The sequence below is a fragment of the Micromonospora sp. USAFONa4 genome, from assembly GCF_057197825.1.
In genome coordinates, this window is record NZ_CM170072.1 from 631107 (window position 1) to 648952 (window position 17846).

The 17846-nt window shown below is 75.0% G+C and carries 3 protein-coding genes (1 of these 3 only partly in view); all 3 read right to left on the reverse strand.

Going from position 1 to position 17846, the window contains the following annotated elements:
• Nucleotides 1-24 precede the first annotated feature (24 nt).
• Tightly spaced (each overlapping or abutting the next), the 3 genes in view from AC0OO9_RS02645 to AC0OO9_RS02655 form a layout consistent with a single transcriptional unit that may run on beyond the window.
• Nucleotides 25-1353: an MFS transporter gene (locus AC0OO9_RS02645; RefSeq protein WP_484515258.1), complete on the reverse strand. Its 1329-nt coding sequence runs from the start codon at nt 1351-1353 to the stop codon at nt 25-27.
• Nucleotides 1350-2333, reverse strand: a complete 984-nt coding sequence (locus AC0OO9_RS02650; RefSeq protein ID WP_484515260.1) for an ornithine carbamoyltransferase — start codon at nt 2331-2333, stop codon at nt 1350-1352. The genes AC0OO9_RS02645 and AC0OO9_RS02650 overlap by 4 nt, the downstream gene beginning before the upstream one ends.
• Nucleotides 2333-17846, reverse strand: partial view of a non-ribosomal peptide synthase/polyketide synthase gene (locus AC0OO9_RS02655; RefSeq protein WP_484515261.1) — the 3' portion only. 7892 nt of this gene lie beyond the right edge of the window; 15514 of the gene's 23406 nt are visible here — the last part of the coding sequence; its start codon lies off the right edge, out of view; it ends in the stop codon at nt 2333-2335. Before AC0OO9_RS02655 ends, AC0OO9_RS02650 begins: the two co-directional genes overlap by 1 nt.

Below are 17846 nucleotides of genomic sequence, written 5' to 3' on the forward strand. Positions count from 1 at the left end.
TCCCTCCCAGGCTCTGCCGCTCCGCTATATTCCGTCCATATCGCCGCCGTCCCGGGTCGCGCGGCCCGCCCGCTCGGCGGCCTCCGCCCGCTCCGCCTCGGCCCGGGCCCGACCGCCGAAGCCGAGCACCGCGAGCACCGCGATCACCCCCATCGCCCCGCCCACGATCAGCATGGCCCTGGTGAAGCTCGTCGAGTCGAGCAGGAAGCCCGCGAACAGCGCCCCCAGCGAGTTGGCTCCCGAGCTGAGCAGCATGACGATCGAGCCGGCCCGCCCGCGCAGGTGGTCAGGTGCGCTCTGGAGCACGTACAGCATCCCGGCCACGTTGCTGATGCCGGCGCCGTAGTGGATCAACGCGAAGATCGCGCCGAGGACGACGAGTCCCGGCGCCAGCGCGAGTCCCGGTACCAGCGCGAGCAGCGGCATCAGCACCGCCCAGGCGATGTTGACCCCCATGATGATCCGGCGGATCCCCCAGCGACTCAGGTAGAAGTTGCTGGTCATCGCGCCGGCCATGCCGAAGACGCTGTTCACCATCAGCAGCATCCCGACCGTGGCTGACGAGCCGCCCAGGTTCTTGACGATCACCACGAGGCCCAGGCCCAGCACCTGGAACAGGATGTTGCTCGCCGCGAAGAGGCCGAGGGCGCGGCGCAGGTAGAGCTGGCCCCAGACGAAGACGAAGCCCTCCCGCACCCGGGTCAGCAGGCCACCGGGCTCGTCCGCGCGCGCCTTCGGCGCCTGCAGGTCCCGCCGCACGAACAGCAGGGTGACCAGCGAGATCACGTGCATCAGCACGGCGAAGCCGAACGGCGCCCAGCGGGTCAGCGCGTACAGCCCGGCGCCGGCCGGCTGGCCGAGGATGCTGGCCGCGTTGGCCCGCGACTCGTTCGCCGCCGTCGCGGCGCCGTACCGGTCGGCCGGGACCACGTTGAACACCGCGGCGCGTTCGGCCAGGGCGTAGCAGATGCCCAGGCTGGCCTCCACGAACGCGACCGCCATCAGGTGCGGCAGCGACACCGAGTCCCGGGCCACCGCGACCGCGACGCTGCCGATCGCGACGATCCGCCCGACGTTGCAGAGCACCATCGTGCGGCGCCGGTCCCAGCGGTCGACCAGCGCCCCCGCCGGCAACTGGGTCACCAGGTTGGGCAGCAGCGCGGCGAAGGTCACCAGGCTGGCCGCCGCGGCCGAACCGGTCGACCAGAAGACCAGCAGGGTGTAGCTGATCGAGGTGGCCCGGGAACCCAGCGCGGAGACCCCGGAGCCGACCCAGAGCAGCAGGAAGTCGCGGTTGCCGGTCAGGCGCCCCGGCTGCCGGGACGTGGCCGCCGGGTGCCCGACCGCGCTCACGACGCGGACCCGGCGGGGGTGGCCCGGCACCAGTCGAGCACGGCCATCGCGCTGTAGAGCTTGTTCTCCGCCTGCTGGAAGGCGATGCTGGCCGGCCCGTCGAGCACCTCGGAGGTGACCTCCTCCCCCCGGTGCGCCGGGAGGTCGTGCATGAAGACGGCGTGCGGGCTGCGCCGCCACAGCTCCCGGTCCACCTGGAACGGGGCGAAGTGCGTCCGCCAGTCGGGGTCGGGCTTGCTGGTGCCGGTGGTCTGCCACCGGGTGGTGTAGATGGCGTCCAGGTCACCCGGCAGGTCGTCCATGTGGTGCCGTTCGACGAGGTGGGCGCCGCAGCGCTGCGCCTGCTCCCGCGCGACCGCCGCGATCTCCGCCGGCAGCCCGTACCCCGCCGGGGTGCGCAGCTCCAACTCGACGCCGGGGAAGCGGGTCAACGCCAGGGCCAGGGCGGTGGCGGTGTTGTTCGCCTCGCCCAGGTAGAGCAGCCGCAGGTGTTCGATGCGGCCGAAGCGCCGCAGCAGGGTGGTCAGGTCGGCCAGCGCCTGCGTCGGGTGCTCCTCGGCGCTCATCGCGTTGATCACGGCCATCCGGTGCTGGCGCGACCAGTCGCGCATCTCCCCCGGGTCGGCGGCGGTGCGCGCCACCAGCACGTCGAGCATGCCCGACAGCACCCGGCCGGTGTCCTCGCTGGTCTCCCCGGTGTTGACCTGGAGGTCGCCCGGCCCGTACTGGATGGTCTTCGCGCCGAGCCGCAGTGCGGCCACGGTGAACGCGGTCCGGGTCCGGGTCGACGTCTTCACGAAGTAGGTGCCGACCACCCGGTCGGCCAGCGGGCTGGCGGACTCGCCGGCGGCGAACCGCGCCCCCCGCGCCACGATCGAGTAGAGGTCGTCGTCGGTCAGGTCGCGGATCGACACCAGGTGCCGCACCTGCCGGGTCGGTGGGTCGGTGACCGTGGCAAGGATGCTCGGTACGGTCGTCATCACATTTCCTCCGTCAGTGCGGTGTCGGACGCCAGCCGCGACACGACCTCGTGGCCCTGGTCGCCGTTGGTCAGCAGCACCAGCCCGGAGCCGTCGGGCACCCGGCCGGCGGTGAGCGCCTGGTAGCCGGGGATGCGGCCCCGGTGGGTGAACTCCACCCGTGTCCCGGCGGGCCCGTCGATGCGGTCCACCATGCAGCCGAGTCCGAAGACGCCGCCCGTTCCGGTGGTCAGTTGCGCCACCGCCAGCTCCCGGCTCAGCAGGGCCGGGTCGCCCCGGTACGCGAGGTGGATCTCCCTGACGAGCTGGGCCAGGTCGGTGGCGGTGGTCCAGAGGCCGGCCGCCGCCAGGTCCGTACGCACCTGCCAGCCGCCCGGGAGCGGCTCACCCCGCTCGTCGTGCCCGACGGCCACCGGCCGGCCGGACGTCTCCGGGAAGCTCTGGTCGAAGCTGCTGCCGGTCATCCCCGCCGGTCCGAAGACCAGCTCGGCCATCAGGTCGGCGAAGGGCGTCGCGGTGACGTCCTCCATGAGCTGCTGCACCACCACGAAGTGGCTGTTGCGCTCCACCGCCACCGCGTCGGGCGCGTCGAGCGCCCGGACCGGACCGGTGGGCACGCCCCGGCCGTGCAGCACGTCCGACAGGCTCGGCACCGGGCCACCACGCGGGTGTCCGGTGCTGCCCGTCGGGGTCAGCCCGGCGACGTGGGAGAGCAGCTGCCGCAGGGTCACCGGCCGCTCGGCCGGCAGCTGCCAGCCCTTCAGGTACGCGTTGACGTCCGTGTCGAGCTGGAGCTGCCCCCGCCCGATGAGGACCAGCGCGCCCACCGCGGTGACCAGCTTGCTGACCGAGCCGACCTGGAAGATGGTCGCCGGGGTCACCGGGGCGTCGCCGCCGGCCGCGCGGTGCCCGCCGGCGCGGACCTCCACCACCTCGCCGTCGGCGAGCAGGGCCAGCGAGGCGCCGGGCACCCGGTGGGCGGCGAGCAGCGGCTCGACGGCCGGCAGCACCGGCACGGCCCGCGCCACGCCGGCGCGTACCGCCGGATCCGCCGCGTCGACGGACGCCGCCGCCCCGGTCGGGGCGAGCGAGGCGGCCAGCTCGGCCAGGGTCCGGTCGAGCATCGCCGCCCGCAGCGTCAGCGGAACTCCGGCCTGCCGGGCCGCCGTGACCACCGGTACGACCAGCAGCGAGTGCCCGCCCAGGGCGAAGAAGCGGTCGTGCCGGCCCACCCGGTCGATCTCAAGGACCCCGGCCCAGATGTCGGCGATCTGCTGCTCCAGACCGGGGCGGGGCGGGGTGTGGTCGGCCGCCGCGGCCAGGTCCACCGGGGGCAGCGCCCGACGGTCGACCTTGCCGTTGGCGTTGAGCGGGATGGCCGGCACCGGGACGAAGACGCTCGGGACCAGGTGGCTGGGCAGCCACCGGGCACAGTGCGCGGCCAGGTCCGGCGCGTCGCCGACGTGGTAGGCCACCAGGCGGGGTCCGCCGGCGCCCGTCGACTCGACGGTCACCACCGCGTCCCGCACGCCCGGATGCGCCACCAGCACCGCCCTGACCTCGCCGGGCTCCACCCGGTGGCCTCGGATCTTCACCTGGTCGTCGACCCGGCCGAGCAGGTCGAGCTGCCCGTCCGGCAGCCAGCGGCCCAGGTCGCCGGTCCGGTACAGCCGCCCGCCGTCCGCGTCGAACGGATCGGGCACGAACCGGTCGGCGGTCAGGTCCGGCCGGCCGGCGTAGCCCCGGGCCAGGCCGGGGCCGCCGAGGTGGACGTGGCCGACCACGCCCACCGGCACCGGTTGCAGGTCGGCATCGAGGACGTACGTGCGCATCCCGGCCAGCGGCCGGCCGATCGGGGCCACGTCGCCCGGCAGCGGCCCGGTGACCGGGTACCGGCTGACGGCCACGGTCGCCTCCGTCGGCCCGTACTCGTTGAGCAGCACGCTGCCCGGCGCGAGCGCGTGCCAGCGGTCGCAGACCTGCCGGGTCAACGCCTCGCCGCCCAGGACCAGCAGCGGGGTCAGGGCCGCCGCCTGCTCCGCGTCGAGCTGGCGGGTCAGCAGGTCGAGGTGGCCGGGGGTCAGCTTGACGAAGCTGAACGGGCCGGCGTCGGCCAGCCTCGGGCCCAGCTCGTCCAGGCCGGCGTCGGGCGGCAGCAGCCACAGCCGCTGCCCGGTGACCAGCGGCGCCCAGATGCTGGTCACCACCATGTCGTACGCGACCGACGAGAAGAGCGCGGCGCCGCCGGTGCGGTCGGCGATCAGCTCCTCGGCCGCCCAGCCGAGATAGTTGGCGAGGCTGCCGTGGGTGATCTGCACGCCGTTCGGCCGGCCGGTCGAGCCGGAGGTGAAGATGACGTACGCGAGGTGGCCCGGGTCGGGGCGGCCGGGCGGCGGGTCGGCGGGCAGCGCGGCGATCCGCTCGGCGTCGCGGTCGAGCAGCACCAGCTCGACGCCGGTGAGCCGGTCGGCGTGGCCGGTCGAGGTCACCACCACCGTCGCCCCGGCGTCGGCGAGCATCGCGGCGACCCGCTCGGCCGGGTGCCCCGGGTCGATCGGCAGGTACGCGCCGCCGGCCCGCCACACCCCGAGCAGGGCGGCGACGAGGTCGACGCCCCGGTCCAGCAGCACCCCGACGACCCGCTCCGGGCCGATCCCCGCCCCGCGCAGGTGGTGGCCGATCCGGTTGGCCGCCGCGTCCAACTCGGCGTAGGTCGTACCGTCGACGGCCTCCGCGTCGGGGGTGGCGGCGGCCCGGGCCGCGACCCGGTCCGGGACGAGGTCGACGCATCCGGGCGCGGTCGAGGCGTTCCAGCCCACCAGCACGTCGTCGCGTTCCCCGGCGGGCAGGTACGCCGCCCGGGGGTCGCCGTCGGGGTCGGCCACCATGGCCTCCAGCACCAGCCGGTACATGCCGCCCAGCCGCGCGGCGTCGGCCCGACCCATGGCGTGGCTGTCGGTGCTCAGTTCGAGCCGGCCGGCGCCCGCGGCGACGGCGAGCGCGAACTCGGAGGTGCTCGCGCCGATCCGCTCCACGGGCGCCGTGCGCCCGCCGTCGACCTCGGTGAAGTCGAGGTAGCTGAAGTAGACGTCGGTGAGGCCGGCGCCCCGGCCGGGGGTACGGATGGCCGGCGCCGGGTAGCGCCGGTGCGGCCACAGGTCGGCCTCGCGGGCGTGCACCCGCTGGATTAGTTCGCGCCAGCTGCCCGCCGTCCGGTCGTGCGGGAACGGCAGGGTGTTCAGCGACATGGCGTAGACCCGCTCGCTGCCCACCACGTCGGGGCGGGTGTTGCAGACCAGCCCGCTGTAGAAGGCGGGCTCGTCGGTGAGCTGGCTGAGCACCTTCAGGTGCGCGGCGTGCAGCACGGCCTTGAGCGAGACCCGGGCCGCCGAGGCCAGGGCCCGCAGCCGCGGCTCCAGGTCCGCGTAGGACACCACCTCGGTGTACGGCTCCCGGGTGGCCGGCGCGGGCGGCGCCCACGCGGCGGGGAGCCGGAACCTCGGGTGCCGCTCGACCACGTCCTGCCAGTAGCGCTGGTCGGCCGCCGAGTCCAGGGCGCGCAGCTCACCGGCGACGAAGTCGGCGAAGCGCACCCCGGGCGGGGCGGCGACGTCGGGTTCCGCGCCCGCCCGCCGCGCGTGGTACCGGTCCAGGATCTCCATCACCAGGGCGTGCAGGCTCCAGCCCTCGATGATCACGTGGCAGATGGTGAGCACCAGCCGCCAGCTCCGGTCGGTCTCCAGGCAGACGGTGAACCGCAGCAGCGGCGCCCGCTCGACGTCGAACAGCTCGGCGTACTCCTCGCCGACGAGCCGGCGCACCAGGGCCGTCCGGTCCGCCTCGGCCAGCCCGCGCAGGTCGCGGGTTCCGACCGGGACGTCCACCGCGCGGTGCACCAACTGCATGGGCACCGAGTAGCCGCTCGTGTCCACCGACGTACGCAGCACGTCGTGCCGGGCCACCACCTCGTCGACGGCGGTCCGCAGCGTCGCCAGGTCGAACGGCTCGTCGTCGGGGATCAGGAACGAGACGACGTTGTGGTAGTGGTTCTGGCCGTTGTCGGCCAGCATCTCCAGCAGCATCCCCAGCTGCACCCGCGACAGCGGGTACGCGTCGTCAAGCCCGGCCGGCAGCAGCGGCAGGTCGGCGGGGGCGACCAGCTCGAAGGGCTCGACGGGACGGTCGGTCGGCGCCGGCGCGTCCCGGCTCGCCAGCACCTCGCCCAGCGCCCGGACGCTCGGGTGCCGGAAGATGTCCGCGACCGTCACGTCCAGCCCGGCCGCGCGCATCGTGCCGGCCAGCACCAGCGCCGTGATGGAGTGCCCGCCGAGGTCGAAGAAGCCGTCGGTGACGCCGACCGCCGGCAGGCCCAGCACGTCGGCCCAGACGGCGGCGACGCGCTCCTCCAGCGGGCCCGCCGGGGCGACGAAGTCCCGGCCCGCCAGCGTCGCGCCGGTGGGCGCGGGCAGCGCCCGCCGGTCCAGCTTGCCGCTGTTGTTGCGCGGCAACTGTTCCAGCAGCACGAACGCCGACGGGACCATGTACTCCGGCAGGCTGCGACCCAGCCGCTCGCGCAGCGCGGCGACCTGCGGCGGCTCCCCGCCGCCGGCCACCAGGTAGGCGGTCAGCCGGGGGTCGGCCGGGTCGTCCGCGCGCAGCACGACGACCGCCTCCGCGACACCGGGCAGCGCGGTCAGCGCCGCCTCGATCTCGCCCGGCTCGATCCGGTAGCCCCGCAGCTTCACCTGGTCGTCGAGGCGGCCGAGGAACTCCACGCTGCCGTCGGGCAGGCGGGTGGCCAGGTCGCCGGTGCGGTACATCCGGCTGCCGGCCGGGCCGTACGGGTCGGGCAGGAACCGCCGGGCGGTCAGCTCGGGCTGGTTGAGGTAGCCGCGGGCCACCCCGTGCCCGGCCAGGTACACCTCGCCGGGCACCCCGATGGGCGCCGGGTGGCCGTACTGGTCGAGCACGTACATCCGCACGCCGGACAGCGGTCGGCCGATGCGGCTGCCCACTTCGGGCGCCAGGTCGGCCCGGGTGATCCGGTGGTAGGTGGAGTAGACGGTGGTCTCGGTGATCCCGTACATGTTGACCAGCGCCGTACGGGCCAGCCCGAGGCGGGACGCCCACGGGGCGAGGTCGGCGAAGTCGAGCTTCTCCCCCGCGATCACCACGGCGCGCAGCGACAGCTCCCGGATCCCGGGGGCGTCCTCGGCGGCGAGCCGGACCAGCCCGCGCAGCGCCGTCGGGGTCTGCGCCAGCATGGTGACCCGCTGCGTCACCAGCAGCTCCAGCAGGTCCTGCGGCACGCGGGCCACCTCGCGGGGCACCACCACCAGCCGGCTGCCGTGCAGCAGCGCCCCCCACAGCTCCCAGACGGAGACGTCGAAGGCGTACGAGTGGAACAGCGCCCACACGTCGGTCTCGTCCACCGCGTAGTGCTCCTGCGCGGCGTCGAGCAGGCGCAGCACGTTGGCGTCGCTCACGCAGACGCCCTTGGGCCGGCCGGTCGAGCCGGAGGTGTAGATGACGTAGACGAGGTCGTCGGGGTCGCGGGCGATCCCCGGATCGGTCTCCGGGTGCCCGGCCAGGTCGCCTGCGTCCAGCAGCACCCGCCGCCCGTCGAAGCCGGCGAGCACCGCCGCCTGCGCGGAGGTCGTCACCACGGTCCGCGCCCCGGCGTCGGCCAGCATGTAGCCGAGCCGCTCGGCGGGCTGGGCCGGGTCCAGCGGCAGGTACGCCGCCCCCGCCTTGAGCACGCCGAGCAGCGCGGGCACCAGGTCCGCGTCCCGGTCGAGGCAGACCCCGACGACGGTCTCCCGGCCGGCGCCGGCCGCGCGCAGGTGGTGCGCGAGCCGGTTGGCGGCGGCGTCGACCTGGGCGTACGTCAGCTCCACCGCGCCGGCCACCACGGCCACGGCCTGCGGATCGCGGGCCAGCTGGGCCCGGAACAGCTCGACCATGGTGCCCGTGACCGGCTCGTCCGCGCCCTGGTCGGTGACGCCGAGCAGCCGGTCCCGCTCTCCCCCGGGCACGCAGACCGCCTGGCAGTCGCCGTCGGGGTCCGCGACCATCGCCTCCAGCACCGCGCGGTACATGCCGGCGATCCGGTCCAGGTTGGCCTGGCTGACCTGCCCCGCCCGGGCGGAGAGCGCGTAGCGGCCCCGCTGGGCGAAGCAGGAGAGGTCGAACTCGGTGGCGCCCTCGCCGGCGGCGCCGGTGACCACCGGGCCCGATCCGTCGCCGCCCTGCGTCGCGCGGGTGAAGTCCTGGTAGTTGAACAGGACGTGCAGCAGCCGGTGGCCGGCCTCGCGCTGCATCTCCGCCAGCGGGAACCGCCGGTGCGGCCACAGCGCGACCTCCCGGTCGAACACCGCGGCGACGAGGTCCCGCCAGGTGCGGGCCGACCGGTCGTACGGGAACGGCACCGTGTTGAGGTACATGCCGTGCACCTCGTCGGCGCCGAGCACCTCGGGCCGGGCGTCGCAGACGAGGCCGGCGTGGAAGCCCGGCTCGCCGGTGAGCTGGCTGAGCACCTTCAGGTGCGCGGCGTGCAGCACCGCCTTCACCGACACGTCGGTGTCGCGGGCCAGGGCGCGCAGCGCCTCGTCCAGGTCGGCGAAGTCGACAGTGGCGTCCACCGTGGCGTCCGGCGCGTCCGGCTCGCCCCAGCCGGCGGGCGGGGTGAACGGGGCACGCCCGTCCCACACCGACCGCCAGTGCTCCCGGTCGGCGGTCGACTCCAGCGCGGCGATCTCGGCGGCGATGAAGTCGGCGTAGCGCACGGGCGGCACGGCGGCCGGCGCCGGGGTGCGGCCGTCGGCCAGCTCGGCGTAGCGGTCGAGCACCTCGGTGACCAGCCGCGCGCTGCTCCAACCCTCGGTGACGGTGTGGGAGATGGTGAAGGTGAACCACCAGCTCTCGTCGCTGTCCACGTGCGCGGTGACCCGCAGCAGCGGCGCGGTGGCGACGTCGAACGGGCGGGCCCGCTCGGCGGCGATGAACTCGGCGAAGAGCGCGGCGTGCCGCTCGGCCGGGACACCCCGGCCGTCCTCGACGCGCACGTCGGGTTCGGCGTGGGCGTGCACGAGCTGCATCGGCACCGAGTAGCCGACCAGGTCGAACGACGTGCGCAGGATCTCGTGCCGGGCCACCACGGCGCGGACCGCGCCGCGTAGCGCCCCGGCGTCGAACGGCCGCCCGTCGCGGACCTGGTGGGCGAGGACGCTGTGGTAGACGGCGCGGTCGCCGCTGACGGCCGACTCCACAAGCATGCCGAGCTGGGTGCGCGACGCCGGGTAGGCGTCGACCAGGCCGCCGGGCAGCCGGGCGCGGTCGGCGGCACCGATCAGCGCGTACGGGGCGACCGGGCGGAACTCGTCGGTGTCGGCGTCGGTCAGCGCGGCGGCCAGCCGGCGTACGGTGCGGTGGGCGAAGACGTCCCGCACGCTGGTGGGGTGCCCGGCGGCGCGCAGCGTGCCGACGAGGGTGACCGCGAGCATCGAGTCGCCGCCGAGGTCGAAGAAGCTGTCGGTGACGCCGACCCGGGCCACGCCGAGCACCCGGGCCCAGATCGCGGCGATCTCCTCCTCCACGTCGCCGGTCGGGGCCTGGTAGTCCCCGGTGGCGTACGCGCCGGTGTCTGGGGCCGGGAGCTGGCGCCGGTCGACCTTGCCGTTCGGGTCCTTGGGGATGGCGTCGAGGGTGACGTAGGCGGCCGGCACCATCGCCTCGGGCAGCGCGGCGAGCAGCCGCTCCCGCAGCCCGGACGGGGCCGGTGCGTCGCCGGGGGTCGGCAGCACGTACCCGACGAGGATGCGGCGGCCGTCGTGCTCACGGACGGCGGCGACGGCGTCGGCCACGCCGGGGCAGCCGCGCAGGGCCGTCTCGATCTCGCCCAGTTCGATCCGTACGCCGTGCAGCTTCACCTGGGAGTCGAGCCGGCCCAGGAAGTCCACGGTGCCGTCCGGCCGCCACGCCGCCGCGTCCCCGGTGCGGTACAGCCGGGACCCGGGCGGGCCGTACGGGTCCGGCACGAACCGCGAGCCGGTCAGCCCCGGCTGGCCCAGGTAGCCCCGGGCCAGCCCCGTCCCGCCGATGCACAGCTCGCCGGGCACGCCGACCGGCACGAGGTCGAGCCGCTCGTCGAGGACGTACAGCCGCAGGTTCGGGTGGGGCGTACCGAGCGGCACCCGGGACAGCCCGGTCAGGGCGTCGGCGGTGCACTGCCAGCTGCTCACGTCGACGGTGGCCTCGGCCGGGCCGTACGTGTTGTGCAGCTCGCAGCCGGGCAGCGCGGCCAGGAACGCCCGCGCCACGTCGACGCCGATCTCCTCGCCGCCGACGGCCACCGACCGCAGCGACCGGCACCCGGCCAGCCCTTCGGCGAGCAGCGCCGGCAGCATCGACGGCACGAAGTGGACGGTGGTGACGCCCTCGCGGGCCATCAGCTCGCACAGGTACGCGGGGTCGCGGTGCCCGCCGGGGCGGGCCACCACGATCCGGGCGCCCGCCGACAGTGCCGCGTAGACCTCTCCCGGCGAGACGTCGAAGCCGATCTCGGTCTTCTGGAGCACGACGGCGTCGGAGTCCAGCCGGTAGACCCGCGCGCCGACGTGCCCGGTGCGGTTGACCAGGGCGCGGTGCGACAGCAGCGAGCCCTTGGGGCGGCCGGTGGAGCCCGAGGTGTAGATGACGACGCTGCCGTTGTCGGGGCCCGTCAGCGGCTCCGGGTCGGTCGGCGGCCGGCCGGCCCAGGCGTCCGGCTCGTCGAGCAGCACCACCGTGGCGTCGACCGGCGGCAGCTGCGCCCGCAGCTCGGCGGTGGTCAGCAGCACCGGGGCCGCCGCGTCGGCAAGCATGAACGCCAACCGCTCCGCCGGGTACGACGGATCCAACGGCAGGTACACCCCACCCGCCTTGTGCACCGCCAGCATCCCCACGACCTGCTCCACCGAGCGGTGGGCACACACCCCGACCAAGACCTCCGGCCCCACCCCCAGCCCCCGCAGGTGGTGCGCCAGCCGGTTCGCCCGGCCGTTGAGCTGCCCGTACGAGAACGACACGCCCTCGGCCGTGATGGCCACGGCGTCCGGCCGCCGCGCGGCCTGCGCCTCGAACGCCGCCGGCACGTACCCGCCGACCTCGACGGTCCGGCCCGGGGCGAACCGGGCGATCTCCTCGCGCTCCCCGGCCGGCAGGCGCGGCGCCGCCGCGTCCCCGTCCGGGTCGGTCACCATCGCCGTCAGCACCTCGCGGAACATCGCCCCGATCCGCACCAGGGCGGCCGGGTCGGCGGTCCGGCTGTCGCTGACCAGGCGGACGGTGCCGCCGCCCGCCCCGACCGACAGGCCGAACTCGGTGGCCCCGGGCCCGCCGACCTCGACCAGGTCCGTGCCGGGTGCCTCGGCCGCCGGGCCGCCGTCCTGCCGGGTCTCCACGTAGCCGAAGACGATGTCGATCGGCCGCGACCCGGCGTCGGCCAGCCGCGCCACGGCCGGCAGCGGGTAGCGCCGGTGCGGCCACAGCTCCACCTCGCGGTCGAAGACCGACCGCACCAGCTCCCGCCACGTCCCCGCCGCGCGGGCGTGCGGGAACGGCAGCACGTTGATGTACATCCCGTGCACCCGCTCCGCGCCCCGCACCTCCGGCCGCGCGTCGCACACCAGGCCCGTGTAGAAGGCGGACCCGCTGGTGAGCTGGCTCATCACCTTCAGGTGCGCGGCGTGCAGCACCGCCTTGACCGAGGTGCTGGTGTCGCTGGCGAACCGCCGGAGCGCCGCGTCCAGGTCGTTGACGTCCACCGTGTACCGGCAGACCGTCGCCGCGCCGGAGCGGTCGCCGAAGGCGTCCGGGAGGGTGAACTTGGGCCGCCCGGTCACCACCGCCCGCCAGTGCTCGGCGGTCTCCGGCGAGCGCAGCGCCGCCAGTTCCCCGGCGACGTGGTCGGCGTACCGGACGGCGGGAGGCTCGTCCTGCCTCGGCGCCTCGCCGCGGCTGCGCCGGGCGTACTCGCCGAGCAGCTCGGCGAGCAGGGCGTTGAGGTCCCAGCCGCCCGTCACCAGGTGACTCACGGCGAGGGTCAGCCACCAGGCCCCGGCGCCGTCGGCGTGCGCGGCGACCCGCAGCAGCGCGGCGTCCGAGTCCAGGTCGAAGGGGGTACGCCGCTCGGCGGCCAGGTGCTCGGAGTGATCAGCGGCGGCGTGCACGGCGACCGGCACGGCGACGCTCGCGCGCACCAGCTGCATCGGCACCGAGTAGCCGGTCAGGTCGACCGAGGTGCGCAGCGTCTCGTGCCGGGCGACCAGCGCGTCGACCGTCGCCTGGAGCGCGCGGGCGTCGAACGGCCGCCCGTCGTCCACCCGGATCGACTGCACGATGTGGTACAGCGACCTCTCCGGGTCCTTCTGGATCTCCACGGCCATGCCGACCTGCGCCTGCGTCGCCGGGTACGCGTCGACCAGCCCGCCGGGCAGCCTGGCCCGGTCGGCGGCGTCGATCAGCGCGTACGGCTCGACGGGGCGAAAGGCCCCCTCCTTGGGTGTGTCGGCCTCGGCGAGCGCGGTGACCAGGCGGCGGATCGTGCGGTGCGCGAAGATGTCCCGCACGGTGACGTCGTGGCCGGCGGCGCGCAGCGACCCGACCAGGGTCACCGCCGTCATCGAGTCGCCGCCCAGGTCGAAGAAGCTCTCGGTGACGCTGACCCGGTCGAGGTCGAGCACCCACGACCAGACGCCGGCCATCGCCGACTCCACCGGGCCGTTGGGCCGCTCGTAGCGGCCCCGGGCGTAGGACCGCGCGTCCGGCGCCGGCAGTTGCCGCCTGTCGACCTTGCCGTGCGGGTCCACGGGAACGGCGTCGATCGTGACGTACGCGGCCGGCACCGTCGCCTCGGGCAGCTCGGCCAGCAGCCGCTCCCGCAGCTCACCGGGGGTGGGCGCGGGCCCGCCGTCGGCGACGAGGTAGCCGACCAGGGTGCGCCGGCCGTCCTGCTCGCGGATGGCGGCGACCGCGTCGGTCACCCCGGGGCAGGCCCGCAGGGCCGTCTCGATCTCCCCCAGCTCGATGCGTACGCCGTGCAGCTTGACCTGCGAGTCGATGCGCCCCAGGAAGTCGACGGTGCCATCGGGCCGCCACGCCGCCGCGTCCCCGGTGCGGTACAGCCGCGATCCGGGCGCGCCGTACGGGTCCGGCACGAACCGCTGCGCGGTCGTTCCGGGCGCCCCGAGGTAGCCCCGGGCCAGCCCGGTCCCGCCGATGCACAGCTCGCCGCGCACCCCGACCGGCACCGGTTGCAGGTGCTCGTCGAGCACCCGGACGGTGAGGTTGGTGAACGGGGTGCCGAGCGGCACCCGGGTCAGCCCGGCCAGGGCGTCGGCGGTGCAGAGCCAGCTCGTGACGTCGACGGTGGTCTCGGCCGGGCCGTACGTGTTGTGCAGCTCGCAGCCGGGCAGCGCGGCCAGGAACGCCCGCGCCACGTCGACGGCGATCTCCTCGCCGCCGACGGCCACCGACCGCAGCGACCGGCAGCCGCCGATCCCCTCGGCCAGCAGCGCGGAGAGCATGCTCGGCACCAGCTCGACGGCGGTGACGCCCTCGCGGACGATCAGCTCCCGCAGGTACGCGGGGTCGCGGTGCCCGCCGGGGCGGGCCACCACGATCCGGGCGCCCGCCGACAGGGCCGCGTAGACCTCGGCCGGGGAGACGTCGAAGCCGATCTCGGTCTTCTGGAGCAGCACGGCTTCTTCGTCGAGGCGGTTGATCCGCCGGCCGGCGTACGCGGAGCGGTTGACCAGCGCCCGGTGCGGCACGAGGACGCCCTTGGGCTGGCCGGTCGAGCCGGAGGTGTAGATGACGTAGCAGCCGCTGTCGGCGTGGGTGACCGGCTCGGGGTCGGTGGCCGGCCGGCCCGCCCAGGCGTCCGGGGCGTCCAGCAGCACGGTGGTCGCCTCGGCCACCGGGAGCTGGCCGCGCAGCTCGGCGGTGGTGAGCAGCACCGGGGCCGCCGCGTCGGCAAGCATGAACGCCAACCGCTCCGCCGGGTACGACGGATCCAACGGCAGGTACACCCCACCCGCCTTGTGCACCGCCAGCATCCCCACGACCTGCTCCACCGAGCGGTGCGCGCACACCCCGACCAGGACCTCCGGCCCCACACCCAGCCCCCGCAGGTGGTGCGCCAACCGGTTCGCCCGGGCGTTCAGGTCCCGGTAGCTGACGCGGGTGCCGTCGCAGGTGACCGCCACCGCGTCCGGCCGGCGCGCGGCCTGCGCCTCGAACGCCGCCGGGGCGTACCCGCCGACCTCGGCGGTCCCGCCGGACGACCAGCCCTCGACCTCGTCGCGTTCCGCCGCCGGGAGGCGGACGGCGACCGCGTCGCCCTCGGGGTCGGCCACCATGGCCGTCAGCACCTCGCGGAACATCGCCCCCACCCGCGCCAGCGCGGCGGGACCGAAGACGTGGCTGTCGCCGACCAGGTCGAGGAAGCCGCCGGCGGCGGTCACCTGGAGGGCGAACTCGGTGCCGCCCTCCCCGGCGATGGCCTCGAAGTCGACGGACTCGTCGGCGACCGCCCCGGCCCGGCGGAACTCGGTGTAGTCGAAGACGACGTCGATCGGGCGGGACCCGGCGCCGGCCATCCGCTGCACCGCCGGCAGCGGGTACCGCCGGTGCGGCCACAGCTCCACCTCGCGGTCGAAGACCGACCGCACCAGCTCCCGCCACGTGCCGGCACCCCGGGCGTGCGCGAACGGCAGCACGTTGATGTACATGCCGTGCACCCGCTCGGCGCCCCGCACCTCGGGCCGCGCGTCGCACACCAGGCCCGTGTAGAACCGCCCCTGGTCGGTGAGCTGGCTCATCACCTTCAGGTGCGCGGCGTGCAGCACCGACTTGGGCGACACGTCGAGGGTCGACGCGAGCGCCCGCAGCTTCGGCTCCAGGTCCTGGTAGCTGACCCGGGTCCGCAGGCTCTCGCGCGGGCCGTCGGTGCGGCCCCAGCCGTCCGGCGTGGTGAAGCCGGCGTACGTGTCGACGACGCCCCGCCAGTACGCCTCGTCCTCGCCGCCCTTCAGCGCGGCCAGTTCGGCGGCGACGAAGTCGGCGTACCGGACGGCGGTCGGCTCGGGCGACTCGGGCACCATGCCGGCGCTGCGCCGCTCGTAGCAGCCGATCAGCTCGACCAGGAGGGTGTTCAGGTCCCAGCCGCCGGTGACCAGGTGGCTGACGGCGACGGTGAGCCACCAGCCCCGCTCGTCGGTGCGGTGGGCGGCGACCCGCAGCAGCGGCGCCGGCTGGTCCAGCGCGAAGGGGCGGGCCCGCTCCGCGTCGACGTACGCCCGCAGCCGCGCCTCGACGTCGTCGCCGGTCAGCTCCGTCACCCGTACGTCGACGGGCGCCTCGGCGTGCACGAGCTGCATCGGCACCGAGTAGCCGGTCAGGTCGAACGAGGTACGCAGCGTCTCGTGCCGGCCGACCACGTCCCGCACGGCGGCCCGCAGCGCGTCGGCCGAGAAGGGCCGTCCACTGTGCACCCGGAAGCAGCGCACGATGTGGTAGAGCGACTTGCCGGGGTCCTTCTGGATCTCCACGGCCATGCCTACCTGCGCCTGCACGGCCGGGTAGGCGTCCACCAGGCCGGCGGGCAGGGCGGCCCGGTCGGCGGCGGTCAACAGGGAGAAGGGCGCGACGGCCTGGAAGGCCGGGGCCGCCGGGGCGGCGTCCTTGGCGGAGAGGTGCCCGGCCAGGGCGGCGACCGTGCGGTGCACGAAGACGTCCCGGACGGCCACCCCGAAGCCGGCCGCCCGCAGCGCGCCGACCAGGGCGACCGCGCGCAGCGAGTCGCCGCCGAGGTCGAAGAAGCTCTCCCGGGTGCTGACCTGTTCCAGGTTGAGCACCTGGCCCCAGATCCCGGCGAGCCGGCTCTCCAGCTCGGTCTCCGGGGCGACGTGTGCCCGCTCGACGGGCACCGCCGCCTCCCAGAGGGCGGCGCGGTCGACCTTGCCGTTGGCGTTGAGCGGGATCGCCTCCACGGCGACGAACTCGGCCGGGATCATGTACTCCGGCAGGTGCTCAGCGCACCGCTGCCGGATCCGGTCCAGCAGGCCCGGCGTCGCCGACGCGGCCGGGCGGTAGAACGCCACCAGCCGGGCGTCGCCCTCGGCGGCCGATCCGGAGACCAGGGCGACCGCGTCGGCCACGCCGTCGGTGCCCTCCAGGACGGCCTCGATCTCGCCGAGTTCGATGCGGTAGCCGCGGATCTTCACCTGGTGGTCGACCCGCCCGACGAACTCCACCGCCCCGTCGGGCAGCCGCCGCACCAGGTCCCCGGTGCGGTACATCCGCGCCCCGGCCGTGGTTCCGGCGGCGGCTGCCGCGGTTCCGGCTGCGGCTGCGGTTCCGGCGGTTACGGTCCCGGATGCGGCGGCGAACGGGTCGGGCAGGAACCGCTCGGCCGTGAGCGCCGGCTGACCCGCGTAACCACGGGCCACGCCCACGCCACCGACGTACAGCTCACCGACCACACCCACCGGGGCCAGGTGCAGGTCCCGGTTGAGCACGTACATCGTCATGCCCGGCAGGGCACGGCCGATCGGCACCACCGGACCCGCCTGCTCGGTCTCGATCGGGAAGATGCACGTGCCGACACTCGCCTCGGTCGGCCCGTACTCGTTAACCAACCCACCGGCACCAAGCAGACCCAACCACCGGTTGGCGAGGGCCGCCGGCAGCGCCTCACCAGCGACCACCACCACCGGCGCCAACGACGCCAACGCCTCATCCGACAACTGCCGACCAAGAATCTCCAGGTGACCCGGCGTCAACTTCAAGAAACTGAACGGCCCCGACGACGCCAACACCGCACCCAACTCGGCCAGATCCACATCCTGACCCACCATCACCACACGCTGACCCGCCACCAACGGCGCCCACAAATTCGGCACCTGCAAGTCGAACGCCACCGACGAGAACACCGCACAACCACCCGCACCACGCGACGCCAACTCACCCGCCGCCCACCGCACATGATTCGCCAACCCCCGGTGCGACACCTGCACACCCTTCGGCCGACCCGTCGACCCCGACGTGAAAATCACATACGCCAACTCGTCGAGGTCGATCGGCCCGGGCAGGGCCGCGCGCAGGTCACCGTCGGCCGTGGCCTCCTCGGCGCCGTCGTCCACGATCTCGTCCACCCGGAGCACGTCGACCCCGGCGCCGGCGAACCGGTCCGCGTACCGCTGCGAGGTGACCGCGACCCGGGCACCGGCGTCGGCGAGCATCGCCGCGATGCGACCCGGCGGGTACGACGGATCCACCGGCACGAACGCCGCACCCGCCTTCCACACCCCCAGCATCGACGCCACCAGCTCCACACCACGGTCCAGCAGCACACCCACCACCGCACCGGCACCCACACCCCGGCCGGCCAGCCGCCGCCCGATCACGGCGGCGCGGACGTCCAGGCCCGCAAAGTCGACCGACCGGCCGCCCGGCTCGGACACCGCCTCCGCC